Here is a 25,151-nt window from a genome sequence, read left to right as displayed (position 1 = left end):
GGATCTTTGGTGTTGCCGTTGGCCTCATCGCGGGCAAGCCCGCTCCCACAGGGATCGCGCTATACCTGTGGGAGCGGGCTTGCCCGCGAAGAACGATAACGCCGTGCAAAGTCCTACACCTTATCGAGCTTCTTCTCATGCGCCGTCACTTGTTGGCACAACTCGATCATCTGTTCGCGCATCCAGCGGTTGGCCGGGTCCTGGTCGGTGCTTTCGTGCCAGTAAAGGTGGGTTTCCACCGGCGGAACGTCGTTGACCGGCAGGTTCACCGAATACAGCTCATGGCGACGAGCGAAACGCTCGGGCACGGTCATGACCATGTCGGTCTGCTGCAACACCTGTGAGGCCATCAGGTAATGCTGGGAACGCAGGGCGATCTTGCGCTGGATGCCCATTTTCCCAAGGGCCAGGTCAACGTGGCCCAATCCGCTGCGACGGCTGGAAATATGAATGTGGGTCAGTGACAGATAGTCGTCGAGGGTGAATTTTTCCTTGCCTGCCAGCGGATGGCCCTTGCGCATGGCGCACACGTAACGGTCCTCCATCAGCTTGACGTGGCGCACCTGCGGGTCGGTGTTGAGTGGTGCATCGACGGCAAAGTCGAGCCGTCCGGCCGCCAGCTCCTTGGTGGTCTCGCGGCGTTTCGACAGGAAACTCTCGATGATCACTGTCGGCGCCAGGCGGCGCAGGCGCTGGAACAGCGGCGGCAGAATCACCGCCTCGGTGAGGTCCGTCATGCTGATGCGATACGTCTTGACCGCCTGCAGCGGGTTGAAAATCCGGCTTTCCTGCACGGACACGCGCAGCAGCGAGAGGGCGTTACGCACCGGCCCGATGATGTTCTGGGCCATTGGTGTGGGCACCATGCCTTGCGCGGTGCGCACGAACAACGGGTCGTTGAAGGTCTCGCGCAGGCGGGCCAGGGCGTTCGATACCGCAGGCTGAGTAATGCCGACAATCTGCCCGGCACGGGTCAGATTGGCTTCGGTGTAGATCGCGTCGAAGACGATGAAAAGGTTGAGGTCGACCTTGCTCAGATTCATTGCGCGGCACTCTTATTGTTTGGGGCTTTTTGTTGTGGCCGGAGGCCTTTGCGATCACCCGATCATATATCGGTGATGAATGTTAATACACGCCGAGAATAGGCTAGGTAAATTTTCGTAGCTGTTCTAGCATCGATTGCATGACCTAAACAACCTCTTCCCAAGAAGGTAATTGCTCATGGATTTCGCTTATTCGCCCAAGGTTCAGGAACTGCGTGAGCGCGTGACCGCGTTCATGGACACTTACGTTTATCCCGCCGAAGCGGTGTTCGAGCGCCAGGTTGCCGAAGGCGATCGCTGGCAGCCGACCGCGATCATGGAAGAGCTCAAACTCAAGGCCAAGGCTGAAGGCCTGTGGAATTTGTTTCTGCCTGAGTCCGAACTCGGTGCAGGCCTGACCAACCTCGAATACGCGCCACTGGCGGAGATCATGGGCCGCTCGCTGCTTGGTCCAGAGCCGTTCAACTGCTCCGCGCCAGACACCGGCAACATGGAAGTCCTGGTGCGTTACGCCAATGAAGAACAGAAACAACGCTGGCTCGAGCCGCTGTTGCGCGGTGAGATCCGCTCGGCGTTCGCCATGACCGAACCGGACGTGGCATCGTCCGACGCTACCAACATGGCTGCCCGCGCCGTGCGTGATGGCGACGAGTGGGTGATCAACGGCAAGAAATGGTGGACCTCAGGCGCTTGCGATCCGCGCTGCAAGATCCTGATCTTCATGGGCCTGAGCAATCCGGATGCACCGCGCCACGCCCAGCACTCGATGATTCTGGTGCCGGTGGATACCCCGGGCGTGAAGATCGTTCGTCCGTTGCCAGTGTTCGGTTACGACGATGCACCGCACGGTCACGCTGAAGTGCTGTTTGAAAATGTGCGCGTGCCGTACGAAAACGTCCTGTTGGGTGAAGGACGCGGCTTCGAAATCGCTCAGGGTCGTCTTGGCCCAGGCCGTATTCACCACTGCATGCGCTCGATCGGCATGGCTGAGCGTGCGCTGGAATTGATGTGCAAACGTGCGGTGAACCGCACCGCATTCGGTAAACCGCTGGCCCGTCTGGGCGGCAACATCGACAAGATCGCCGACTCTCGCATGGAGATCGACATGGCGCGTCTGCTGACGTTGAAAGCGGCTTACATGATGGACACTGTCGGCAACAAGATTGCGAAAAGCGAAATTGCGCAGATCAAAGTGGTCGCGCCGAACGTCGCCTTGCGGGTTATCGACCGGTCGATCCAGATGCATGGCGGGGCAGGGGTGTCCAACGATTTCCCGCTGGCCTACATGTACGCGATGCAACGCACCCTGCGCCTGGCCGACGGCCCGGACGAAGTGCACCGCGCGGCGATTGGCAAGTTCGAGATCGGCAAGTACGTGCCCAAAGAGATGATGCGTAGCGGGCAGTAAGACCGCGCTATCGTTTATCGTCGGAACGCCGCCCGGAGCCGGTTCGCCCGCACATTTGATCTCCAGCATTCACTCGATCAATGTGGGAGCGAGCCTGCTCGCGATGGCGTCCGCCTGTTCAACACACCAACATCTGACTCAATACACCCAAACCTCAACCCGCCGATTCTTGATCCGCCCCTCATCCGCGTTGTTTGTCGCCACCGGCATCTCGGCGCCAAAACCGCGTATCTCGCGAAACACCACGCCGCCTTTCACCAGTTCGCGCCGCACCGCCATGGCCCGCAATTTCGACAACAGATCGGCGCGCGCCGGGTCACTCTTTGCATCGCCAAATCCCACCAGCGTCACTTGCCGAGCGGTCTTGTCGTGCTGCTTTATATAGTCGAGTACCCGCGACAAGTCCTGTCGGGCCTTGTTGTCGAGGGTCGCGCTGCCTTCCTCAAAGCGAAAATTCACCGACAGGCGTTGTGCATGACGACTGAGCGCCTGGTAGGCCTCGGGCATCAGGGCGTTTGGTGTCACGGTCATGGCCTGCACGGTCTGGGCAATGAAGCCGTTGGCCGCGACAATCGCCTGGCCTTCGCTGCTTTGCGCAAACGTCACCAGCGCTTGGGCCCAGGGATTTTTCCCCTGCGGCGGCAAGTAAAAGAACAGCCGCCGGGACAGCGGATAGTCTTCCGTGGCAATCAGGTTATTTAGCGGCAGCATGGCCTGGGATTGCCCATCGGCAATCGCCACGGCTTTGGCCTTGAGCACATAAGGCAAACCGATGAAGCCAATGCCTTGTGGGTCCTGGCTGACCGCGTCGGATAACTGCTCGCTGGATTCGAAGCGTTTCGCGGCGCTATTCAGGGTTTTCCCACGACGACTGAGGACCAACTCCTTGAAGGTGTCGTAGGTGCCCGATTGGTCATCGCGCGCGTACAGATGAATCGTCCCGCCACGACCGCCCAACTCTTCCCAGGTTTTAGCCTCGCCGCTGAAGATGCGCGCCAGTTGTTCGGTGTCGAGTTGATTCAGCGGGTTTTGCGGATGGAGGATGATTGCCAGGCCATCGATGGCAATGACTTGCTCGGCGTCGGGGCTTTTAAAGTCGCCGAGCGTTTCGAGTTCCAGGCGTTCGCTGTCCTTGATCGGACGCGACGAGGCGGCGAGATCGGCCGAGGCGTTTTTCAGGGCGCTGAACCCGGTGCTCGAACCATGGGCCGCGACATCCACCGCCACCCGTTGTCCTTGAACGGTTTCGCCGACGACACGCAGTTCGTTGGCTTTGTCCAGGACTTCGCGATGAACCTTGAGCAGGCCCTGTTCGCGCATTAACCCCTCGACCAGCGCCGGCCCCAGCGCCGCACCGATGGTGTTGGAGCCCTGGATGCGCAAGACCGGACCATTGTCGGAGACCGGCAAATCGCTAGCCGAAGTCGTCAATGGCAAACCGGCGCACAGCATCAACAGGAACAAAACGCGCAGCGTCATGCCGGCACCTTATATAGCCAAGGAAAGTGCCGGGAGAATAAGTCAGTAAAGCTTCCGAAAGATGACAGTGATCGTTCCCACGCTCTGCGTGGGAATGCCTCCAGGGACGCTCCGCGTCCAGTGACGCGGAGCGTCACGGGCTACATTCCCACGCAGAGCGTGGGAACGATCATTTGAAGGCGGGGGGGATCAGCTCAACTCAAGCCAGATCGGCGCGTGATCCGAGGGCTTTTCCATGCCGCGCAATTCGTAATCCACACCCGCATCCTTCACCCGTGGCAACAAGCCATGAGACGCCATGATCAGGTCAATCCGCAGTCCGCGCTTGGGCTCGTCTTCGAAGCCGCGGCTGCGATAGTCGAACCAGCTGAAACGGTCGGCCACGTCTGGGTTCAAGTGGCGGAAACTGTCCACCAGGCCCCAGTTCTTCAGGCGGGCCATCCACTCGCGTTCTTCCGGCAGGAAGCTGCATTTGCCGGTCTTGAGCCAGCGTTTCATGTTGTCCGGGCCGATGCCGATGTCGCAGTCTTCCGGGGAAATGTTCACATCGCCCATCACCACTACCGGCTGTTCATTGGTGAACTGCGATTCCAGCAACAGTTGCAGGTCGCTGTAGAAACGCTCCTTGGCCGGGAACTTGGTGGGGTGATCGCGGCTTTCGCCCTGTGGGAAATAGCCGTTCATGATGGTCACCGGCACGCCATCGGCATCGGCGAACGTGCCCCAGATGAAGCGCCGTTGAGCGTCTTCTTCATCGGTGGCGAAACCCTTGTGCAGCGAGAGCGGTTCTTTACGCGAGAGCAGGGCGACGCCGTAATGGCCTTTCTGCCCGTGGAAATACACGTGATAGCCCAGCGCCTGAACCTCGGCCAGCGGGAACTGGTCGTCGTGAACCTTGGTTTCCTGCAGCCCGATGACGTCCGGCTGATGCTTTTCGATCAGCGCCGCCAGCTGATGCGGACGAGCGCGCAGCCCGTTGATGTTGAAGGAGACGATCTTCATGGTCGGCAGTCCTGGCAAAAGGGCGATGCTAGCTGACCTGTAGGAATCGGGCCAGTGTTGCGGCAGGGGAGTTACCTTGTTCTGTCAGACATGTGGCGTCTTTACTGGGCTGACTGATTTCTCAAGTCTGGTCTATACCTTGTGGGAGCGAGCTTGCTCGCGATGACGGCTTACGCAACGGCACTGATTTGGATCAGCAAGGAACTGTGCCGGCGCTATAGGCTCGTAACCAGAAGAGCGCAGTCATTTGAACAGCGCCCCGGGGAGAAATACCGTTATGCCCGAAACCTCGACCGCCATTGCCGATATCCACATGCTCGACAGCGGCTACGCCCACGAAGCACGCTCCCTTCTTTACCACGCCTACCGACACGAGCCGACTTTCGGTTACCTGTTCGAAGCCGAACGCCCCGGCTATGAACATCGTGTGCGAGCGACCGTGCGCGAGCTGGTCAAACAACATTTTCTGCAGGATTTGCCGGCCATCGGCCTGCTGGTCAACGACCGGCTGATCGGCATCGCCCTGATTGCACCGCCGCAACGCCGGCTGGGCATTACCGAAAGTTGGGCGTGGCGCCTGCGCATGGTGCTCAGCACCGGGTTTCGGTGCACCCGTCGCTACCTCGATTACCACGCCGCGGTGGCCGCCTGTGTGCCGACTGACTCGGTACACGTCCTGCCGTTGCTGGGGATCCATCCGCAGTTCCAGGGCCAGCATTTCGGCGAGCAACTGCTGCAAGCGGTGCACAACTGGTGCGCGGTGGATGAAAACTCCCAGGGCGTGATCCTCGACACCGGGAATCCTCGTTATCTGGAGTTCTATAAGCGTCAGGGCTATGAGGAAATCGGCGAGGTCGCCGTAGGACCGGTTCGCGAGCACGTGTTTTTCCACGCCAATCCCCAGGTGTTACAAACAGCAACGGCATAAAGGTAGAACTTTGACTCCACGCCAGGCTCTATCACGCTCCCAAGCTCGTGATAGCATCCGCGCCTATGAAGTTTCCAGGAAGATTCACCAGTGGCGTGCTGATGCTGTTAACCAGCTGCGCGGCGCTGGCGCAAAGTGAATTGGATGTGCGGATCAAACCGTCCAACGATGAACTGAAGGCCAATATAGAGGGCTATATCGGCAGCCTCGGCGATCGTGACGAGCAAGCGTTGCTGCGCTTCAGTCGCGGCGCCGAGGAGCAGGCGCGCAAGGCTGCCCAGGCCTTGGGTTATTACCAGCCGCACATCGACAGTGACGTGAAGGGCGGCAAGAACCCACGCCTGGTGCTCAATATCGATCCCGGCGAGCCGGTGCATTTACGCAATGTAACGATTCGCATCGACGGCCCTGCCGCGTCCCTCAAGGCCTTTCGTGTCCCCCGAAGCCATGCGTTGCAAACCGGCGCGGTGCTCAACCACGGTAACTATGAAGACGCCAAGCGGCTGATTCAGAACCAGGCGTCGCGCTACGGCTTTTTTAGCGGTCATTTCACCCGCCAGACACTGTCAGTGGACCCGCGAGCGGGCGTCGCCGACATCGAGCTGATTTTTGACAGCGGCCCGCGTTATGCCCTGGGCAAGGTCAGTTTCGAAGGTGACACGCCTTTCCACGAAGACCTGCTGCAGCGTATGGTGCCGTTCAAGCAAGGCGCACCTTACGATTCCGAACTGATCGCCGAACTCAATCAGGCCATGCAGGCCAGCGGCTATTTCGAGAGCGTGCGGGTGGATGCGGCACCCACGGCGGCCAAGGACGATGTGATTCCGGTCGACGTCAAAATTGAAACCCGCAAGCCGCGGACCATGGGCCTGGGGCTGGGTTTTTCCACTGACGTCGGCCCACGGGTCAAGGCTAACTGGACCCGGCACTGGGTCAATCCGCAGGGGCACAGCTATGGCTGGGAGACAGAAATCTCGGCGCCGCGGCAGAACGTTGGTGTGTTCTACGACATTCCCCTGGACCCGCCGCTGACCGACAAACTGCGCTTCGCCGGGGGTTATCAGAACGAAGAAATCGCCGACAAGGACTCTCTGAGCAAACTGCTGACACTCGGGCCGGAGTGGCACAGCAAGTTGCCCAGTGGCTGGCAGCGCGTGGTCTCGCTCAAATGGCAGCGTGAGGAATACCGGCTCGGCGACGATTCGGGGCTCAGCACCTTGCTGATGCCGGGCATCACCTATTCGTATTTGAAAAGCGACAACCGCATCGATCCGCACAACGGCTATCGCCTGCAGTTCGAGACCAAAGTGGCCAAGGAAGGCCTGGGTTCGGACACCAACCTGGTGTACGGCACCGCGCTGGTGAAAGGTCTGACCACGGTCTTCGATAAACACCGTTTCCTTGGTCGGGTGCAGGTCGGCGGTAGCGCCACCAACGGCTACAAATCGGTGCCGCCGTCGTTGCGCTTCTTCGCCGGTGGTGATCAGAGTGTGCGCGGATACGACTATCAGAGCTTGTCTCCGGAAAACTCCGACGGCGACCGTATCGGTGGCCGCTACATGGTCGCCGGCAGCGTCGAGTATCAGTATTCCATCGCCGAAAAATGGCGGGTCGCGACCTTTGTTGACCAGGGCAACTCCTTTAATACACTCGACCTGCCGAACCTCAAGACCGGCGTTGGTGTCGGCGTTCGCTGGGTTTCGCCAGTGGGGCCGATTCGTCTCGACCTGGCCCACGCGCTAGACGACGACGGCGGCATTCGCTTGCACTTTTCCATGGGGCCTGAGCTGTGAAGCGTGGTTTGAAAATAACGCTGCTGGCGATTCTGGCGCTGCTGATGCTGGTCGTCCTGGCGGTGAGCACAGTATTGGGCACGGCGACGGGCAGCCGTTGGGCGCTCGGTTTTGTGCCGGGTTTGACCGTCGAGAATTTCCAGGGCCGTTTGGGCGGACAGTGGAGTGCAGATCATCTGTTGTGGCAGCAGGACAGCAGCCAGGTTGAGCTCAGCAAGCCGATTTTCGCCTGGTCGCCGCTGTGCCTGATGCGCATGACGTTGTGCATCGAGCAATTGAAGGCCGATCAGGTCAGCCTGCAATTGCCGCCGGGCACCGAAGAAGCCAGCAGTGGACCCATCGCACTGCCGGATCTGAAATTGCCACTGACCATCGAACTGGGCGATGTGCAGGTCGGCAGCCTGCTGTTCAATGGCAGCGAAGAACTCAAAGGCTTGCAACTGGCTGCACACTGGACCGCGCAAGGCTTGCAGATTGATTCGGTGAAGTTGCAACGTGACGAACTCAGCCTGAATCTGTCCGGCCTGTTGCAACCCAGCGGCAATTGGCCGCTGAAGGCCGAAGGCACACTGGCCCTGCCGGCCCCCCAGCCCTGGAGCCTGGCCCTGAAGGTCGACGGTGACTTGCTGAAAACCCTCAACCTGAAAGCTGACAGCCGCGGTTACCTCAACGGGCAATTGAGCGGCGAAGTACAACCGCTGACCGAGAATCTGCCCGCAAAAGTGCACATCACCGCCGACGGCTTCAAGCCCAGCGCTGATCTGCCGGACACCTTGCAACTCAATCAACTGGAACTCACCGGCGACGGTGACCTGAAAAACGGTTACCAATTGCTCGGCAAAGCGACATTGCCTGCAGAAAAAGGCCCGGTCGCCTTGTTGCTGCAAGGCAAGGTCGACGCCCAGGGCGCACAGATTGCCGCGCTCGACCTGACCGCCAACGACAAGCAAAGCCTCAAGCTCACCGGGCAACTGGATTGGAGCAAAGGCCTGAGCGCCGACGCGAAAATAGACTGGCAGGATTTCCCGTGGCATCGCCTCTATCCGTTGATCGATGAGCCAGAAGTTGCGTTGCGCAGCTTCAACGGACAAGTCTCCTACACCGATGGCAAATACCTGGGCAGCTTCAAAGCGGCGCTGGATGGGCCGGCGGGCGCGTTCAATCTGAGCAGCCCGTTCAGCGGCGACCTGACAAAAATCTATCTGCAACAAATCCAGCTCGAAGCCGGGCAGGGCAAGGCCGAGGGGCATCTGAACCTGCAATTTGCCGATGGCATTGCCTGGGACACCGCCCTGGATCTGTCGGCGATCAACCCGGCGTACTGGGTCGCGGAGTTGCCGGGCACACTGGCCGGACCGCTGCGCAGCAAAGGCGAGATGAAGAATGACAAGCTAACCCTGAACGCCGACCTCGACCTCAAAGGCAAACTGCGCGGCCAGCCGGCGGTGATTCAGGCCAAGGCCGATGGCGGCGGCGATCAATGGAACCTCAACGCGCTGCAAATCCGCCTCGGCGACAACAGCATTAGCGGCAAGGGCAGCCTGCAGCAGAAACTGGCCGGCCAGCTAGATATCAAGCTGCCGCGCCTGGCCCAACTCTGGCCACAACTGCGCGGCCAGATCAACGGTCGCCTGGATGTCGCCGGCACGCTCAAGGCACCGCAAGGCAAACTCGGGCTGCAAGGCACGCAACTGGCCTTCAAGGACAATCGCCTGCAAAGCCTCAACGTGGACGCGAACCTCGACAGCGCGCAACGAGCGAAAATCGACCTCAAGGGCAGTGGCATTCAGGCCGGCGACACCGCACTGGGAACGCTGACCGCCAGCGGTCAGGGCGATATCAAAAACCAGAAACTCACCCTCGATCTGCAAGGGCCGAAACTGAAACTGGCGCTCGGCCTCGACGGTGCGCTGGACAAGGGCAACTGGCGCGGTCGCCTGGCCAGTGGTGATATCCAGGCCGGTGGTCAGGACTGGAAGCTGCAAGGCCCGGCCAGGCTCGAACGATTGGTCGACGGCAAAATCAATATTGGCGCCCATTGCTGGATGTCCGGCCCGGCCAGCCTGTGCGGTGAAGACCAGCGCCTGATGCCTGAACCGAAGCTGCGTTACCACCTCAAGCAATTCCCGATCGAAAGCCTCGCGCAGTGGTTGCCAAAGGATTTCGCCTGGAACGGCAAGCTCAACGCCGACCTGCAACTGGACTTGCCGGCCAGCGGCCCGAACGGCCAGATCAGCATCGATGCCAGCGGCGGCACCTTGCGCATGAAGGAAAAGGATCAGTGGCTGGACTTCCCTTACCAGACCCTGCTGCTGACCAGCAAACTCACGCCCAAACGCATCGACACCGACCTCAATTTCGTCGGCGGCAAGCTCGGCGAATTGCGGGTGCAGGCGCAGATCAATCCGTTGCCCGCTAACAAACCGCTGACCGGCTCGTTCCGCCTCAGTGGCCTGGACCTGTCCGTCGCGCGGCCGTTTGTGCCGATGGTCGAGAAACTCACCGGCCGCCTCAATGGCAGCGGCACGCTCTCCGGCACGCTGCTGGCGCCCCTGGTCAATGGCAACCTGCTGCTCAGCGACGGTGAAGTGTCCGGGCCGGAACTGCCGATGGAGTTGCAAGCCTTGCAACTACAAGCGGTGATTGCCGGCGAGACCGTGCAACTGAACGGCGGCTGGAAAAGCGGCAAGACCGGGCAGGGCACTCTCAATGGCAACGTCGCCTGGGGCCAAGCGCTGGTGGTGGACCTGGCTCTCAAAGGCACACAGATGCCGGTCAGCGTCGAGCCATACGCCAAGCTCGAAGTGGCGCCGGACCTGAAAATCTCGATGAAGGGCGACGAACTGGCGATTGCCGGCAAAGTGCTGGTGCCAAGGGGCGATATCACCGTGCGCGAACTGCCTCCGTCGACGGTCAAGCTGTCCGGGGACACGGTGATCGTTGGCCAGCAGACCGAAGAGGGCAAACCGCCGCTGGCGATGAAAATGGACATCGACGTGGCGGTCGGTCAGGACAAACTCAGCTTTGCCGGGTTTGGCCTGACTGCCAACCTGCAAGGTCATGTGCACATTGGTGACAACATGGATACTCGCGGCGAGCTCTGGCTCAACGATGGCCGTTATCGCGCCTACGGCCAGCGACTGACGGTACGCCGGGCGCGTTTGCTGTTTGCCGGCCCCATCGATCAGCCGTACCTGGACATCGAAGCGATTCGCCAGACCGACGACATCATCGCCGGCATTCGCCTCAGCGGCAGCGCCGAGCAGCCCACCACGCAGATTTTCTCCGAACCGGCCATGAGCCAGGAACAGGCCTTGTCCTATCTGGTATTGGGGCGTCCGTTGAGCAGCAACGGTGAAGACAACAACATGCTGGCCCAGGCGGCGCTTGGGCTGGGCCTGATGGGCAGTTCCGGGGTGACCAGCGGGCTGGCAAAGAATCTGGGGATTCAGGACTTCCAGCTCGATACCGAGGGCAGCGGCAACACCACCAGCGTCGTGGCCAGCGGCAACCTCTCGGAAAAACTCAGCCTGCGCTATGGCGTCGGCGTGTTCGAGCCGGCCAACACGATTGCCTTGCGCTACAAGCTGAGCAAAAAGGTCTACCTCGAAGCCGCCGGCGGCGTGGCCAGTTCGCTGGACATCTTCTACAAGCGGGATTTCTGACACCTCGATCCTTTCAGATAGACCGGGTCGCTGCCATCGTCCTGCGCCAGATCCTGGGTCTGAATGGTCAGTGCCAGGCGCTTGCCCATGGCGTTCACGACCCCGTCGGCCCCGCGTTACGCCTGTGCTCAAATCCGTTGAGCGGGAGGGGCGTAATCGGATGCCGCAATTGACATAAAAATGTCATTTTTTAATCGCATGAACGCCATGTTCGCTGAGTAATGTTCTCGCCAATGAGATCGATCTCAAGCGAGCGACAATGACTGATTTGAAAGAAGTTGCACGACTGGCAGGTGTATCGCGGGCGACTGCCGCGCGGACCTTCGCCTCCCCTGAAGTGGTGCGTCCGGCGACCCGCGAGCAAGTGTTCGCCGCTGCCCGCGAACTGGGTTTTCGGCCCAATCGCCTCGGCCGTCAACTGCGTTTGCAAACCACCAACCTGATCGGGGTGGTGGTCCCCAATCTCCTCAATCCGGTGTTCGCCGAGCAATTCCAGGCAATGGAGCGGGCCGCGCGTTTGCGTGGCTACAATTTGTTGCTGGCGACCACCGATTACAACAGCGAGCGTGAAAGCGCGGTGGTCGAGGAGTTGTTGCGCCAGCGGGTTGACGGGCTGGTGCTGACCGTCACCGATGCCGAAAGCAACCGCGTGCTGCAAAGCCTCGCCAGCGAGGACACGCCGTTTGTGTTGGCTTATCACCAACCGAGCAATCCCGATTACAGCGCGGTGTCGGTCGACAACCGCGCCGGGATGGCACTGGCCACGCGTTACTTGCTGGACGCGGGGCATCGGCGCATTGGCATGGTCGCCGGCCCGGCCTTGCAGTCTGACCGTGCCCGTCTGCGTTACGCCGGTTATGGCGACGCGATGCGTGAACACGGCCTCGACAGCTTGCCGGTGATCGAAATGCCCGCCCATACCCAAGCCGATTTCGCCGCCCTTGAACCTTTTTTGTCCGGACCACAGGCGCCCAGCGCGTTGGTTTGTTCCAACGATTTGCTGGCGATCAGCCTGATCGCCGAACTGCGCCGACACGGCTGGAATGTGCCTGGGCAACTGTCAGTGATCGGTTTCGACGGTATCGCCCTGGGCACGCAAATGCATCCCACGCTGTGCAGCGTGGTGCAGCCAATTGCAACGCTGGCCAGCACGGTCATTGACCAATTGCTGGCACAAATTGCTGGCGCTGCCCCGGTTTCCCATTGCCTGCCTTGCCATGTCCGGCCAGGCGAAAGTACTCAACCCTACGAGGAGAAACTCGATGACCCGCTTCACTAAAACCCTGGCAGCGTTATGGCTGTGCGGTGTGGCCAGCCTGGCCCAGGCCACTGAAACGGCGATTTGCTACAACTGTCCACCGGAATGGGCAGATTGGGGCACTCAACTCAAGGCCATTGCCGACACCACAGGTGTGCAGGTACCGCTGGACAATAAAAACTCTGGCCAGGCCCTGGCGCAGTTGGTTGCCGAGCACGCCGCGCCAGTGGCGGACGTGGTGTATTACGGCGTGACATTCGGTCTACAGGCACAAAAAGCCGGAGTCGTCGGGACTTATAAACCCAAAGGCTGGGAGCAGATTCCGACGGGGTTGAAAGACCCGCAGGGGCACTGGTTTGCAATTCATTCCGGCACGTTGGGAATCATGGTCAACGTCGATGCGCTGGGTGGCTTGCCGGTTCCGCAGAGCTGGGCTGATCTGCTCAAGCCTGAGTACAAAGGCATGGTCGGCTACCTCGACCCATCCAGTGCATTCGTCGGTTACGTGTCCGCGGTCGCCATTAATCAGGCGATGGGAGGAACCCTGGATAACTTTGCGCCGGCCATTGATTACTTCCAGAAACTGGCGAAAAACGCGCCCATCGTGCCGAAACAAACCGCGTATGCGCGGGTGCTTTCCGGTGAGCTGCCGATTCTGGTCGACTACGACTTCAACGCTTACCGTGCGCGCTACAAAGACAAGGCGAACGTCGCTTTCGTGATCCCCAGGGAAGGCAGCATCAGCGTGCCTTACGTGATGAGCGTGGTCGACAACGCACCGCATCGCGCCAACGCCGAAAAGGTCCTGGATTTTGTGCTGTCCGACCAGGGGCAGGCGTTGTGGGCGAAGGCATATCTGCGTCCGGTTCGTGAGATGAAGATGCCGGCCGACGTCGCCGCGCAGTTCCTTCCGGACAGTGACTATGCCCGCGCCGGCGTGGTCGATTACGAAAAAATGGCGGCGGTGCAGGAAGCCTTTGCTGCGCGCTATCTGAGTGAGGTCAAGTAAGTGACGACTGTGCCGCTCAACGTGCAGGACGTCTCGTCCCGCCACGATGTTTTGCAGCGCTTGCGCCCAACGGCTGTCTGGGCGCTGGCCCCGGCGGCAGCGGTTCTGCTCGCGTTCTGGCTGTTGCCGCTGGCGCATTTGATTGTGCTGGGTGGGCAGGGGCGCGAGGGCAGCGACAGTGGCTATTGGCAAGTGCTCAGTAGTGTGCAATACCTTGGCAGCCTGGTGCAGACCTGTCTCCTTGCGGCGTTGGTGACACTGGCGGCGTTGTTGGTCGGTGGCATCAGCGGGGTGTTTCTCGCTCGCCAACAGTTCTTCGGGCGCTCGGCGTTGGTTGCGCTGCTGACGTTTCCGCTGGCGTTTCCCGGGGTGGTGGTCGGCTTTCTGGTGATTCTGCTGGCCGGTCGACAAGGCCTGTTCGCTTCGCTCGGTCTGGAGCTGGCGGGCGAGCGCTGGATTTTCGCTTACTCGCTGACGGGGCTGTTCATCGGTTATCTGTACTTCTCGATTCCGCGGGTGATTCTCACAGTGATGGCCGCGTGTGAAAGCCTGGATCGCAGTCTGGAAGAAGCCGCGCACTCACTCGGCGCCGGACATTGGCGGGTGGTGTGCGACGTGATCGTGCCGGGGTTGGCCCCCGCGCTGGTGTCCTGCGGCGCTATTTGTTTCGCGACGTCGATGGGCGCTTTCGGCACTGCGTTCACCTTGGGCACGCGGCTGAACGTGACCCCCGTGGCCATCTATAACGTGTTCACCAACTACGCCAATTTCACCGTGGCCGCTGCGCTGTCGGTCATCCTCGGAGCAGTCACCTGGGCGGTGCTGTTGCTGGCACGGCGCGTGGCTAAACAGTCGGGGACGGTTTTGTGAAACGAACAACGCTGTTTATCGCACAGCTGGTTTTTACCCTGCTGGTCTGTGCCTTCATGTTGGTGCCGGTGCTGATGTCGTTGCTGGCGGGGCTGACGCGCAATTACTTCGTCGGGGTGTCCAGTGGCCTGACGTTCGACTGGTTGATTCAGGTCTGGCAAAGCTACTCGCCGACGGTCTGGTTATCACTGCGGTTGGCGGTTGCCTGTGCCGTGTGTGTTTGCGTGATCGGCGTGCCGGCGGCTTATGCCCTGGTGCGGATGAACAACCGCTTCAGCCGTGCATTCGAAGAGCTGATGGTGTTACCCGTGGCCATGCCGGGCTTGGCCAGTGCCTTGGCGTTGCTGCTGACCTATGGGCAATTCGGCGAGTTTCGCAGCAGTTGGCTGTTTATCCTGGTGGGTCATGTGCTGTTTACCTTGCCATTTCTGGTGCGCCCAGTAATGGCGGTGATGCAGCGCCAGCAATTGCCGACGCTCGAAGAGGCGGCGGCGAGCCTCGGTGCCGGGCCGATCAAGCGTTTCTTCAGTGTGGTGGTGCCCAATTGTCGGGCCGGGATACTGGCCGGAGTGCTGATGGTCGTCACCCTGTCGCTGGGTGAGTTCAACCTGACCTGGATGCTCCACACACCGATGACCAAGACCTTGCCGGTGGGCCTGGCCGACAGCTATGCCTCGGCGCGGCTGGAAGTGGCCAGCGCCTACACCCTCATATTTCTGTTGATGATCGTGCCGCTGCTGATTGCGTTGCAGGCCATCAGCGCCCGTCTTTCTCGTGGAGAGCGTCGATGACTGGAACCACTATTCGCCTGCAGGGTTGCCGCAAGGCGTTCTCTGACGGCACCGTAGCTGTAGACGATTTGAACCTGACGATCGAGGCCGGGGAAACCTTGGCGATCCTTGGCCCGTCCGGTTGCGGTAAAACCACCACGTTGCGCATGATCGCCGGCCTTGAGCGCCCGGATGTCGGGCAGATTTTCTTTGCCAACAGTGACGTCACACACCTACCCATCGAGCGCCGCGACGTGGGCATGGTGTTTCAGAATTACGCGTTGTTTCCGAACCTGGACGTGGCCGGCAATATTGTTTACGGCCTGAAGATAAGAGGCCTGTCGCCCGCCGAACGCAACAAGCGTTGCGCCGAGTTACTGGAACTGGTCGGCCTGCAGGATCACGGCAAACGCCGCATTCACGAGTTGTCCGGCGGCCAGCGTCAGCGGGTGGCACTCGCCCGTGCGTTGGCCCCCCGGCCTCGGGTGTTGCTGCTTGATGAGCCGTTGGCAGCGCTGGATGCGCAGTTGCGCGAACGGCTGCGCAGCGAGCTGGATCAACTGCTGCGCAGCTTGCGCATTACCTCGGTGTTTGTGACGCACGACCAGGGCGAGGCCATGGCGCTGGGGGACCGGATCCTGGTCATGGAGCGCGGACGCATCGCACAACTGGCCACGCCACGAGCCATCTATCAGCAACCCGCCAACGCGTTTGTCGCCAGTTTCGTCGGCAACCTCAATGCGTTCCCGGTGATCGAACCGACCGCCCATGGCTTGAAGGTCAGCGGTGGCGAGTTGCCCTGGAAGGGCATCCCTGTGCCGACGACGGTTTACTGCCGTCCTGAGCATTTGCGGGTGATGGACGGTGCAGGGCATGTGCGCGGTCGTCTGGTCGGGCAGTTTTTCCAGGGGGCGCAAAGTCGCCTGTTGGTGGACGTCGGGGCCGGGCAGCCATTGCTGGTCGACAGCGCTGACGGCGTCATTCATGCCACCGGCGCGCTGATTGCCCTGGCCATCGAGCCACACGTGTTGTTCACCCTGCATTCGTGATGTTTTTTGTTTAAGAGCACTTATTTTGAACAGTCCGTTTCTTATTGCGCAGATCAGCGATTTGCACCTTAAAGCCGATCAAAAGCTGACCTACGGTGTGGTCGATTGTCTGGGCGCGTTGCGGCGCGCGGTGGATCATTTGAATGCCAGCCAACCGCGCCCTGACATCGTGGTCATCAGCGGCGACCTGGTGGATTTCGGCCGTGCCGATGAATACGCGGTGCTCAAGCGCGAACTGGCGCGATTGCACATGCCTGTCTATCTGGTTCCCGGCAATCACGATGATCGCGAGCAGCTATTGGTGGGATTTACCCATCACACTTATTTGCCGACTAACGCCAACGCGCCGCTCGATTGGGTGGTCGAGGAGCACCCGGTACGCCTGATCGGTCTGGACTCGACCCGGCCGGGCGCCCATGGCGGTCAATTGCTGGACAGCCAGTTGCGCTGGCTCGAAGAGCAATTGTCCCGTCGCCCCCATGTACCGACGCTGTTGATTCTCCATCATCCACCCTTTATCACCGGCATCGGCCACATGGACCACGAGCCGTTTATCAATACCGCCGCGTTGGAAGCGCTCGTCGCTCGCCATCCGCAGGTAGAGCGCTTGCTTTGTGGGCATCTGCATCGGCCGATGCAGCGCCGCTTCGGCGGCTCGCTGAGTTGTGTGTGCCCCGGCACTTCCCACCAGATCGTGCTGGATCTGGAGGCATTCGCGCCCGCACATTTCAATCTGGAGCCGGCGGGGTACCTGGTGCATCGCTGGCATCCGCAACAAGGTCTGGTGACCCACAACGCCGTGTTCGGTGAATACGCCGGGCCTTATCCGTTTTATGACGTTCATGGATTGATCGACTGATAAGACCAGGACGATGACGATGCTGTCCTTATTTAGCTTGGGGAGGTTTTAACGACGGCCACTTAGCACTGTTTACACGACGTTTATGTCAATGATGACTTAATGCTCGGGCTTATCCATTGGTGGGCCCGTTGCTTCCTGCTGTCTTTTTACTGCGCACAGAACATGGTTTCTGCGCTGGAGTTCGCCCTGATGAAAGCCTCGTTTCAAGTATTAAGTTTTTTGACCGGCGGTTTGGGCATGGCCCTGAGTCCCTTGGCGTCTGCTGATTTCATTAATGACAGCAAAGCCAACTTGAACTTGCGTAACTTCTATTTCAATAACGATAACCGCGACGGTGCCGCCGCGCCGTCGAAAACCGAAGAATGGGGCCAAGGCTTCATGCTCAACTATCAGTCGGGGTTCACCGACGGGACGGTGGGTTTCGGTCTGGATGCGATCGGTTTGCTTGGGATCAAGCTCGACAGCGGTGAAGGACGGCATGTCGGCAGTTCAATGATTCCCAGTGATGGCGATAAGGCCGCGGATCAATGGGCGCGTGCCGGCGCGACGGCAAAGATGCGGTTCTCCAAGACCGAGTTGCGCTACGGCACCTTGCAGCCAAAGTTGCCGATTCTGGTGGCGAACGATGGTCGACTGCTGCCGCAAACCTTTGAAGGCGGTCAGGTCACCAGCAACGAACTCGATAATCTGACCTTTACCGCCGGCCAACTTGAGCATGCCACTGGCCGCGGTTCCAGCGACAGTGCCGGCCTGGCGGTAGCGGGTGCCAACCAGGAAAGCAACAAGTTCACCTTCGCCGGCGCTGATTACAAACTGACTAAAGACCTGACTGCCCAGTATTACTACGCCAACCTTGAAGACTATTACCAACAGCATTTCGCCGGTGTATTGCATGTACTGCCGTTGGGTGAGTACGGCTCGCTGAAAACCGACTTGCGATATTTCAAGACCACTTCCGATGGCAAGAACAGCAGTGCCGCCGGGCGTGCCAGTGGTTACAAGTTAGGTGGTTATACCAAAGGCGGGACGGGTGAAATCGACAACGATACCTGGAGTGCGGCATTCATTTACTCGTTAGGCGGCCATGCCATTACAGCGGGTTATCAAAGCGTCTCCGATGACAGCAACTTTGCTCAACTCAATCAAGGCGGTCTGGTCGACAAAGGCGAGGGCGGCGCCAGTCTTTATCTGTACACCGACCGCACCATTCAAACCTTCATCCAGGCCGGCGAACGGACCGCTTTCGCGCAATATGCCTACGACTTCGCCGCCGCGGGAGTTCCGGGTCTGAAGGCGTCGGTCATGTATCTCAAGGGCAACAACATCCAGACGACAAGCGGCCAGGACGCGAGCGAATGGGAGCGAGATATCTCCCTGGATTATGTGATTCAAAGTGGCGCATTGAAGAACGTCGGTTTCGGCTGGCGCAACGCGATGTCACGCAGCGATATCGCCCGCAATCAGGATCAGAATCGCCTGATCGTGAGCTATTCCATTCCCCTGATGTAAGCCCGCCTTCAAGCCCATCGGCGAACAGGTTCACGATCATGTGGGTGAACCTGTTCCTGCCGACGATTGACCCCTCTATCCCCCCGCCGCCGATCAGCTAAATACAAAGCAACCTAACTATTACGTTGACATTCGCTGCCTAGGCAGTAACATCTCGTCATACATTCTCTGCCTAGGCAGCTAATTGGTGGTCAGATGAAACATTTCACGCCAGACGAATTCCAGAATTGCCATCTCGGCCTCCTGCTCGGGCGCGCTGCGCTGCTCAAGGACCGGATCATCGACACGCACATGGAGCCCCACGGCATCACTGCCGCGCAGTTCAAAGTGCTGATCATCATGGCCCAGTTCGGTGTCGATACGCCGGCCGAGCTGTGCCGGCACCTGTCGCTGGACAGCGGTTCGATGACCCGCATGCTCGATCGTCTGGAACAGAAAGGTTTCCTCGCTCGCCAGCGTTCCGAGGCGGATCGCCGTCAAGTGCAACTGGTGCTGACCGAAGACGGCCAGAAGCTCGCCGACCGGCTGCCCCACATCGGTGCCGACGCCATGAATGAACTGGCTGGCGCGATCACACCGGATGAGCTGAAAACCCTGGAACAGATCCTCAAGAAAATATTGGTGGCGGCGGGTGACTCGATCACCTTGCTGCGGGTAGGTGACAAATGAGCAGTAAAACCCTGCGTGCCGGTTTGAGCCTGGTGCTGGTGGCCATGACCCTGGCCGGATGCGCCAGCTATAGCGGCCTGACCACCGAGGGCGTCAGCCTCGATGCGAAAAACCTCAAGGCCGGACAATCCCTCACCGGCGTAACCCTGTCGCCGGCGGCCTGGCCGAAAAGCGACTGGTGGACCAGCCTGGGCGATCCGCAACTCGATGGTCTGATCCGCGAAGCCCTGCACGACAGCCCCGACATGCAAATCGCCGACGCCCGTGCGCATCAGGCCAGCGCCGCTGCCTATGCCGCCGACGCTGCGCGCATGCCGACCCTCGACGCCAGCGCCGGTGTCAGCCGTTCGCGTCTGTCCCGCGATCAAGACCCGAGCGGGCAGGGCGGCACTTACTCCACCGTGCGCAATATCGGCGCCAGTTTCAATTACAACTTCGACCTCTGGGGCGGTCAGCGTGACGCCTGGGAAGCGGCGCTGGGCCAGGCCCGTGCGGCCGAAGTCGATCAGCAGGCCGCGCAGCTGACGTTGTCGGCCGATGTGGCCCGTGCCTATAGCGATCTGGGCCAGGCGCACATCATTTATGACCTGGCCAATGAAGACCTCAAACGTACTCGGCAAATGCTCGACCTGAGCCAGCGTCGCTTGAGTTCGGGGATCGACAGTCAGTACCAGTTCCAGCAAACCGAAAGCCTGGAAGCGAGCTCCGAAGCCAGCCTGATCGACGCCGAAAAACGCCTGCAAAGCGCGAAAATTGCCCTGGCCGTGCTGCTGGGCAAAGGCCCTGACCGCGGTAACGAAATTGCCCGGCCGAAAGTCCTTCAGGCCAGCGCCGTTGCGTTGCCGTCGGTGTTGCCGGCCGAATTGCTCGGTCGTCGCCCTGATCTGGTGGCTGCACGCTGGCGGGTCGAAGCCGCGAGCAAGAACATCGCCGCAGGCAAAACCCAGTTCTATCCCAACTTGAACTTGAGCGCGGCGGCGGGTGCCGAATCTTTACTGGGCGATGCGATGTTTGGTTCGGCGAGCCGTTTCTTCAACATCGCGCCAACCATTTCCGTGCCGATTTTCGATGGCGGCCGCCTGCGCGCCAACCTCGACTCCCGCGACGCCGATTACGACCTCGCTGTGGCGCAGTACAACAAAAGCCTGGTGAAAGCGCTGGGTGATGTCAGCGACACCATCAACCAGTTGCGCGATATCGGCCGGCAGATCGGGGCACAGCAACACGCCACCGACATTGCCCAGGATTCTTACAACACCGTGGTCCAGCGGTACGGTTCCGGCATCGGCAACTACCTGGACGTGCTCAGCATCGAGCAGCAATTGCTCCAGGCCCAGCGTCAGCTGGCCAACCTGAATGCCGAGCAGATCGACTTATCGATCCAACTGATGCAAGCGCTGGGCGGCGGCTTCCAAGGCGAAACCCTGACCGCAGCCAACGCAACCCCAGCCACGCAGCACAACTAATTCAAGGTATTTGTCATGGCCACTGCCGATACATCTCAAGCCCCGGACAATGCTCAAGACACGAGCAATCCGCGCAAACGCAAAATCATGCTGGTGGTGCTCGCCATCGTGGTAATCCTCGCCGGTATCGGTGTCTGGGGTTATCACGAGTTCTACGGGCGCTGGAATGAAAGCACCGACGACGCCTATGTGAACGGCAACGTGGTGGAAATCACCCCGCTGGTCACCGGCACCGTTGTCAGCATCGGTGCTGACGACGGCGACCTGGTCCATGAAGGCCAGGTGCTGATCAACTTTGACCCGAACGATGCCCAAGTCGGTCTGCAAAGTGCACAGGCCAACCTGGCCCGCACCGTGCGTCAGGTTCGCGGCCTCTACAGCAACGTCGACGGCATGAAAGCCCAGGTCAACGCCCAACAAGCAGAAGTGCAAAAGGCGCAAGACAACTTCAATCGGCGGAAAAACCTTGCCGCTGGCGGGGCGATTTCCCAGGAAGAACTGTCCCACGCTCGCGACGACCTGACCTCGGCACAAAACGCCCTGGCCAACGCCAAGCAACAACTGAAAACCACCAGCGCGTTGGTGGACGACACCGTGGTGTCGTCGCATCCAGACGTGATGGCGGCTGCCGCGCAGCTGCGTCAGGCTTACCTGAACAATTCGCGCAGCACCTTGATCGCGCCGGTCACCGGTTATGTGGCCAAGCGCTCCGTGCAACTGGGCCAGCGGGTTCAGCCAGGCACTGCGCTGATGGCGGTGATTCCGCTGGATCAGCTGTGGATCGACGCCAACTTCAAGGAAACCCAACTGCGTGACATGCGCATCGGCCAGCCTGTGGACATTGAGACCGACCTGTACGGCAGCGACGTCAAGTTCAGCGGCACCATCGACAGCCTCGGCGCCGGGACCGGCAGCGCGTTCGCCTTGCTGCCAGCGCAGAACGCCACCGGCAACTGGATCAAGATCGTCCAGCGCGTACCGGTGCGGATCCACATCAATGCCGAAGAACTGGCCAAGCATCCGCTGCGGGTCGGCCTCTCGACTCAGGTCGATGTGAACCTGCATGACCAGAGCGGCCCGGTGCTGGCGCAACAGCCGCCGCAAAAGGCTTCGTTCAGCACCAACGTGTATGACCGTCAGTTGGCCGAGGCCGACACGATGATCACTCAGTTGATCCACGACAACAGCGCAGCGGTCAGCAAAACCGTTCAACGCTGATTCGCCATGACACCGCCCTTGTGGGAGCGAGCTTGCTCGCGATAGCGGTGTGTCAGTTAACAACGATGTCGACTGATCCACCGCTATCGCGAGCAGGCTCGCTCCCACAGGGTCAGCTGCGTCTGTAACAGACGTAGCTCCAACCAGGTTTCAAAGGATTCGCGATGAGCAATAACGCGTCTTTCACCCCGCCCAGCCTGCTGCTCAGTACCATCGGCCTGTCGCTGGCGACCTTCATGCAAGTGCTCGACACCACCATCGCCAACGTGGCGCTGCCGACCATTTCCGGAAACCTGGGCGTGAGCTCGGAGCAGGGCACTTGGGTGATCACCTCATTTGCCGTGAGCAACGCCATTGCCTTGCCGCTGACCGGTTGGCTGAGTCGGCGTTTCGGTGAGGTGAAGCTGTTTCTCTGGGCGACCATCCTGTTCGTACTGGCTTCGTTTCTGTGCGGTATCTCGACTTCAATGCCGGAGCTGATCGGGTTTCGGGTGCTGCAAGGTCTGGTTGCCGGGCCGTTGTACCCGATGACCCAGACGTTGCTGATCGCGGTCTATCCGCCCGCCAGACGCGGCATGGCCCTGGCGTTGCTGGCGATGGTCACGGTGGTGGCGCCGATTGCCGGGCCGATCCTTGGCGGCTGGATCACCGACAGTTACAGCTGGCCGTGGATTTTCTTTATCAACGTGCCGATCGGGATCTTTGCGGCAATGGTAGTGCGCCAGCAACTGAAAACGCGCCCGGTGGAAACCAGCCGTCAACCGATGGACTACGTCGGCTTGATCACGCTGATCATTGGCGTCGGCGCGTTGCAGGTGATCCTCGACAAGGGCAACGACCTGGATTGGTTCGAGTCGAACTTCATCCTCATCGGCGCGGCGATTTCGGTGATTGCCCTGGCGGTGTTTATCATCTGGGAAATGACCGACAAACACCCGGTGGTCAACCTGCGCCTGTTTGCCTATCGCAACTTCCGCATCGGCACGCTGGTGCTGGTGTTGGGCTACGCCGGCTTCTTCGGCATTAACCTGATTCTGCCGCAATGGTTGCAAACGCAAATGGGCTACACAGCGACATGGGCCGGTCTGGCAGTAGCGCCCATCGGGATTCTGCCGGTGCTGATGTCTCCGTTTGTCGGCAAATACGCGCACAAATTCGATCTGCGGTTGCTGGCCGGGCTGGCCTTCCTGGCGATTGGCCTTAGCTGCTTCATGCGTGCCGGGTTCACCAACGAGGTGGACTTCCAGCACATCGCGTTGGTGCAACTGTTCATGGGTATTGGCGTGGCGCTGTTCTTCATGCCGACCTTGAGCATTCTGATGTCGGACTTGCCTCCGAGCCAGATCGCCGATGGTGCAGGCCTGGCGACGTTCCTGCGAACACTGGGCGGCAGCTTCGCGGCGTCGTTGACGACGTGGATCTGGATTCGCCGGGCGAACCAGCATCATGCGTATTTGAGTGAAAGTATCAGCACCTATGAGCCGGCGACCCGCGAGGCGCTGAACAATCTGGGCGGCGCGGGCAATCCGGCGTACGCGCAGCTCGATCACGTGCTGACCAGTCAGGCGTACATGTTGTCGACGGTGGATTACTTCACGTTGCTGGGGTGGGCATTCATGGGGTTGATCGTGATTGTCTGGCTGGCAAAACCACCGTTCGCCGCTAAAGCAGGCCCGGCCGCCAGCGGTCACTGATTCAGCAAGATCGTTCCCACGCTCCGCGTGGGAATGCAGCCCGGGACGCTCTGCGTCCCTTCCGAAGCCGAACGCGGAGCGTCCGTTGAGGCATTCCCACGCAGAGCGTGGGAACGATCGGGTCTATCAGGTCTATCAGGTCGACGGTGCTGCCAGTTGCGGCGGCGGGGCGAAATCGAAAGGCGCCAGTGCAAACCCTTGCTCATCCACCTGCAATGCCCACCCCTGGCGGTCCCAATCTCCCAGCACAATGCGCTTGGCCGCTTGTTCGCCAATCTGCAACTTGTGAATCGCCGGGCGATGGGTGTGCCCGTGAATCAAGGTCTTTACGCCATATTCCTGCATGATCCGCGGCACTTCCTGTGGCGTGACATCGACAATGTCATTGGCTTTCATCCGCGTCTGCGCACGGCTTTCACTGCGCAGCTTGCGCGCCAGTTTATGCCGGGTGCCCAAGGGCAGGTGGCGCAGGATGAACAGGGTGACGGGGTTGCGCAGGTAGCGACGCAGCTTCATATAGGCTTCGTCGCGGGTGCAGAGGCTGTCGCCGTGCATCAGGAGCACTGGCTCGCCGTAAAGCTGTACGACGCTCGGGTCTTTCAACAACGTGCAGCCGGCCTGTTTGCAAAAGGCCTTGCCGAGCAAGAAGTCGCGATTGCCGTGCATCAGAAAAATGGCCGTGCCGCTGTCGCTGAGATCGCGCAGGGCCTGGCAGATGGAACGCTGAAAGGGCGTCATGGCATCGTCGCCAATCCACACTTCGAAAAAGTCGCCCAGGATGTACAACGCACTCGCCGAGCGGGCACGTCCGGCGAGCAAATCCAGAAACGCCCGGGTAATGTCCGGGCGCTCCTCTTCCAGATGCAAGTCTGAAATCAGCAGTATCACGCTTCGATGATCTCGGCTTTCTCGATGATCACGTCGTCTGCAGGTACGTCTTGGTGGCCAGCTTTGGAGGTGGTGGAAACGCCTTTGATCTTGTCGACAACGTCGGTGCCTTCAACGACTTTGGCGAATACGGCGTAGCCCCAGCCCTGAGTGGTCTTGGCGCTGTGGTTCAGGAAGCTGTTGTCAGCCACGTTGATGAAGAACTGGGCGGAAGCCGAATGCGGCTCCATGGTACGGGCCATGGCAACGCTGTATTTCACGTTCGGCAGGCCGTTGTCGGCTTCGTTCTGGATGCTTGGGCGCTTGTCTTTCTTTTCTTTCATGCCTGGCTCAAAACCGCCGCCCTGGATCATGAAGTTACCGATGACGCGGTGGAAAACGGTGTTTTCGTAGTGACCGGCTTTGACGTACTCGATGAAGTTGGCAACGGTCAGCGGTGCCTTTTCAGCGTTCAGTTCCAGGACGATGTCGCCATGGTTGGTGGTCAGTTTGACTTGGGTCATGATCGGTACTCTATCAATGAATTCGTGGGTTTCGAGGCATTGAAGCCCTCAACCGGTCCGGCCAGATT

Annotated in this window: 20 protein-coding genes; 15 read left to right on the top strand and 5 right to left on the bottom strand. The window is 60.1% G+C overall.

The features are described 5' to 3' along the window. Window positions 1–113: 113 nt before the first annotated feature. Window positions 114–1,043, bottom strand: coding sequence for a LysR family transcriptional regulator (locus HNR03_RS25205; protein WP_090185769.1), 930 nt, complete (start codon window positions 1,041–1,043; stop codon window positions 114–116). A 178-nt stretch (window positions 1,044–1,221) separates the two neighbouring features. Between HNR03_RS25205 and HNR03_RS25200 the strand changes: the two genes are divergently transcribed. Next, window positions 1,222–2,451 (top strand): acyl-CoA dehydrogenase, encoded by a 1,230-nt coding sequence (locus tag HNR03_RS25200; RefSeq protein WP_259156544.1) that lies wholly within the window; start codon window positions 1,222–1,224, stop codon window positions 2,449–2,451. 138 nt (window positions 2,452–2,589) lie between these two features. Here the strand turns inward: HNR03_RS25200 and HNR03_RS25195 are convergent, their stop codons facing one another. Beyond that, a complete protein-coding gene (locus tag HNR03_RS25195) occupies window positions 2,590–3,930 on the bottom strand; it encodes a phosphate ABC transporter substrate-binding/OmpA family protein (RefSeq protein WP_259156543.1) in 1,341 nt (446 codons plus the stop codon). 189 nt (window positions 3,931–4,119) lie between these two features. Continuing rightward, window positions 4,120–4,932, bottom strand: coding sequence for an exodeoxyribonuclease III (gene xthA / locus HNR03_RS25190; protein ID WP_259156542.1), 813 nt, complete (start codon window positions 4,930–4,932; stop codon window positions 4,120–4,122). Window positions 4,933–5,209: 277 nt separating this feature from the next. On the opposite strand from xthA, the gene HNR03_RS25185 reads away from it, so the two are divergent. The 14 genes from HNR03_RS25185 to HNR03_RS25120 all read left to right on the top strand — a co-directional run bounded on the left by HNR03_RS25185 (window position 5,210) and on the right by HNR03_RS25120 (window position 23,692). Continuing rightward, on the top strand, window positions 5,210–5,860 hold the full coding sequence (locus HNR03_RS25185; RefSeq protein WP_222587642.1) for an N-acetyltransferase: 651 nt from the start codon (window positions 5,210–5,212) through the stop codon (window positions 5,858–5,860). Window positions 5,861–5,925: 65 nt separating this feature from the next. Beyond that, a complete protein-coding gene (locus HNR03_RS25180; protein WP_259156541.1) occupies window positions 5,926–7,653 on the top strand; it encodes an autotransporter assembly complex family protein in 1,728 nt (575 codons plus the stop codon). Next, window positions 7,650–11,318 (top strand): translocation/assembly module TamB domain-containing protein, encoded by a 3,669-nt coding sequence (locus tag HNR03_RS25175; protein ID WP_259156540.1) that lies wholly within the window; start codon window positions 7,650–7,652, stop codon window positions 11,316–11,318. The genes HNR03_RS25180 and HNR03_RS25175 overlap by 4 nt, the downstream gene beginning before the upstream one ends. A gap of 259 nt (window positions 11,319–11,577) precedes the next feature. Further along, window positions 11,578–12,597 carry a substrate-binding domain-containing protein gene (locus HNR03_RS25170; protein ID WP_064618828.1) on the top strand — a complete coding sequence of 340 codons (1,020 nt, stop codon included), beginning with the start codon at window positions 11,578–11,580 and terminating at the stop codon, window positions 12,595–12,597. After that, window positions 12,581–13,585 carry an ABC transporter substrate-binding protein gene (locus HNR03_RS25165; protein ID WP_259156538.1) on the top strand — a complete coding sequence of 335 codons (1,005 nt, stop codon included), beginning with the start codon at window positions 12,581–12,583 and terminating at the stop codon, window positions 13,583–13,585. The genes HNR03_RS25170 and HNR03_RS25165 overlap by 17 nt, the downstream gene beginning before the upstream one ends. Further along, window positions 13,586–14,455 carry an iron ABC transporter permease gene (locus HNR03_RS25160; RefSeq protein ID WP_259156536.1) on the top strand — a complete coding sequence of 290 codons (870 nt, stop codon included), beginning with the start codon at window positions 13,586–13,588 and terminating at the stop codon, window positions 14,453–14,455. It begins immediately after the preceding gene. Then, on the top strand, window positions 14,452–15,246 hold the full coding sequence (locus HNR03_RS25155; protein ID WP_018925473.1) for an ABC transporter permease: 795 nt from the start codon (window positions 14,452–14,454) through the stop codon (window positions 15,244–15,246). Before HNR03_RS25160 ends, HNR03_RS25155 begins: the two co-directional genes overlap by 4 nt. Then, window positions 15,243–16,274: an ABC transporter ATP-binding protein gene (locus tag HNR03_RS25150; RefSeq protein ID WP_259156532.1), complete on the top strand. Its 1,032-nt coding sequence runs from the start codon at window positions 15,243–15,245 to the stop codon at window positions 16,272–16,274. Before HNR03_RS25155 ends, HNR03_RS25150 begins: the two co-directional genes overlap by 4 nt. Before the next feature lie 25 nt (window positions 16,275–16,299). Continuing rightward, on the top strand, window positions 16,300–17,133 hold the full coding sequence (locus tag HNR03_RS25145; protein WP_259156530.1) for a phosphodiesterase: 834 nt from the start codon (window positions 16,300–16,302) through the stop codon (window positions 17,131–17,133). A 192-nt stretch (window positions 17,134–17,325) separates the two neighbouring features. Next, window positions 17,326–18,645, top strand: a complete 1,320-nt coding sequence (locus HNR03_RS25140) for an OprD family porin (RefSeq protein ID WP_259156528.1) — start codon at window positions 17,326–17,328, stop codon at window positions 18,643–18,645. Window positions 18,646–18,840: 195 nt separating this feature from the next. Beyond that, the gene (locus tag HNR03_RS25135) at window positions 18,841–19,314 is read left to right on the top strand and encodes a MarR family winged helix-turn-helix transcriptional regulator (RefSeq protein ID WP_259156527.1); all 474 of its coding nucleotides are present in this window, start codon (window positions 18,841–18,843) and stop codon (window positions 19,312–19,314) included. Further along, the gene (locus tag HNR03_RS25130; protein ID WP_259156525.1) at window positions 19,311–20,780 is read left to right on the top strand and encodes an efflux transporter outer membrane subunit; all 1,470 of its coding nucleotides are present in this window, start codon (window positions 19,311–19,313) and stop codon (window positions 20,778–20,780) included. The genes HNR03_RS25135 and HNR03_RS25130 overlap by 4 nt, the downstream gene beginning before the upstream one ends. Before the next feature lie 15 nt (window positions 20,781–20,795). Next, the gene (locus HNR03_RS25125) at window positions 20,796–21,998 is read left to right on the top strand and encodes an efflux RND transporter periplasmic adaptor subunit (protein WP_259156523.1); all 1,203 of its coding nucleotides are present in this window, start codon (window positions 20,796–20,798) and stop codon (window positions 21,996–21,998) included. Between the two features lie 164 nt (window positions 21,999–22,162). Next, window positions 22,163–23,692 carry a DHA2 family efflux MFS transporter permease subunit gene (locus tag HNR03_RS25120; RefSeq protein WP_259156522.1) on the top strand — a complete coding sequence of 510 codons (1,530 nt, stop codon included), beginning with the start codon at window positions 22,163–22,165 and terminating at the stop codon, window positions 23,690–23,692. Window positions 23,693–23,827: 135 nt separating this feature from the next. Here HNR03_RS25120 and lpxH read toward each other — a convergent pair whose 3' ends face one another. After that, window positions 23,828–24,580, bottom strand: coding sequence for a UDP-2,3-diacylglucosamine diphosphatase (gene lpxH, locus HNR03_RS25115; protein WP_259156520.1), 753 nt, complete (start codon window positions 24,578–24,580; stop codon window positions 23,828–23,830). Continuing rightward, window positions 24,577–25,083, bottom strand: a complete 507-nt coding sequence (locus tag HNR03_RS25110) for a peptidylprolyl isomerase (protein WP_090185718.1) — start codon at window positions 25,081–25,083, stop codon at window positions 24,577–24,579. The genes lpxH and HNR03_RS25110 overlap by 4 nt, the downstream gene beginning before the upstream one ends. Window positions 25,084–25,151 lie beyond the last annotated feature (68 nt).

This window comes from Pseudomonas sp. JAI111, from assembly GCF_024809425.1.
Taxonomy (GTDB): domain Bacteria; phylum Pseudomonadota; class Gammaproteobacteria; order Pseudomonadales; family Pseudomonadaceae; genus Aquipseudomonas.
Note: the sequence above shows the minus strand (reverse complement) of the source record. Positions and strands in the feature narration are given on the sequence as shown.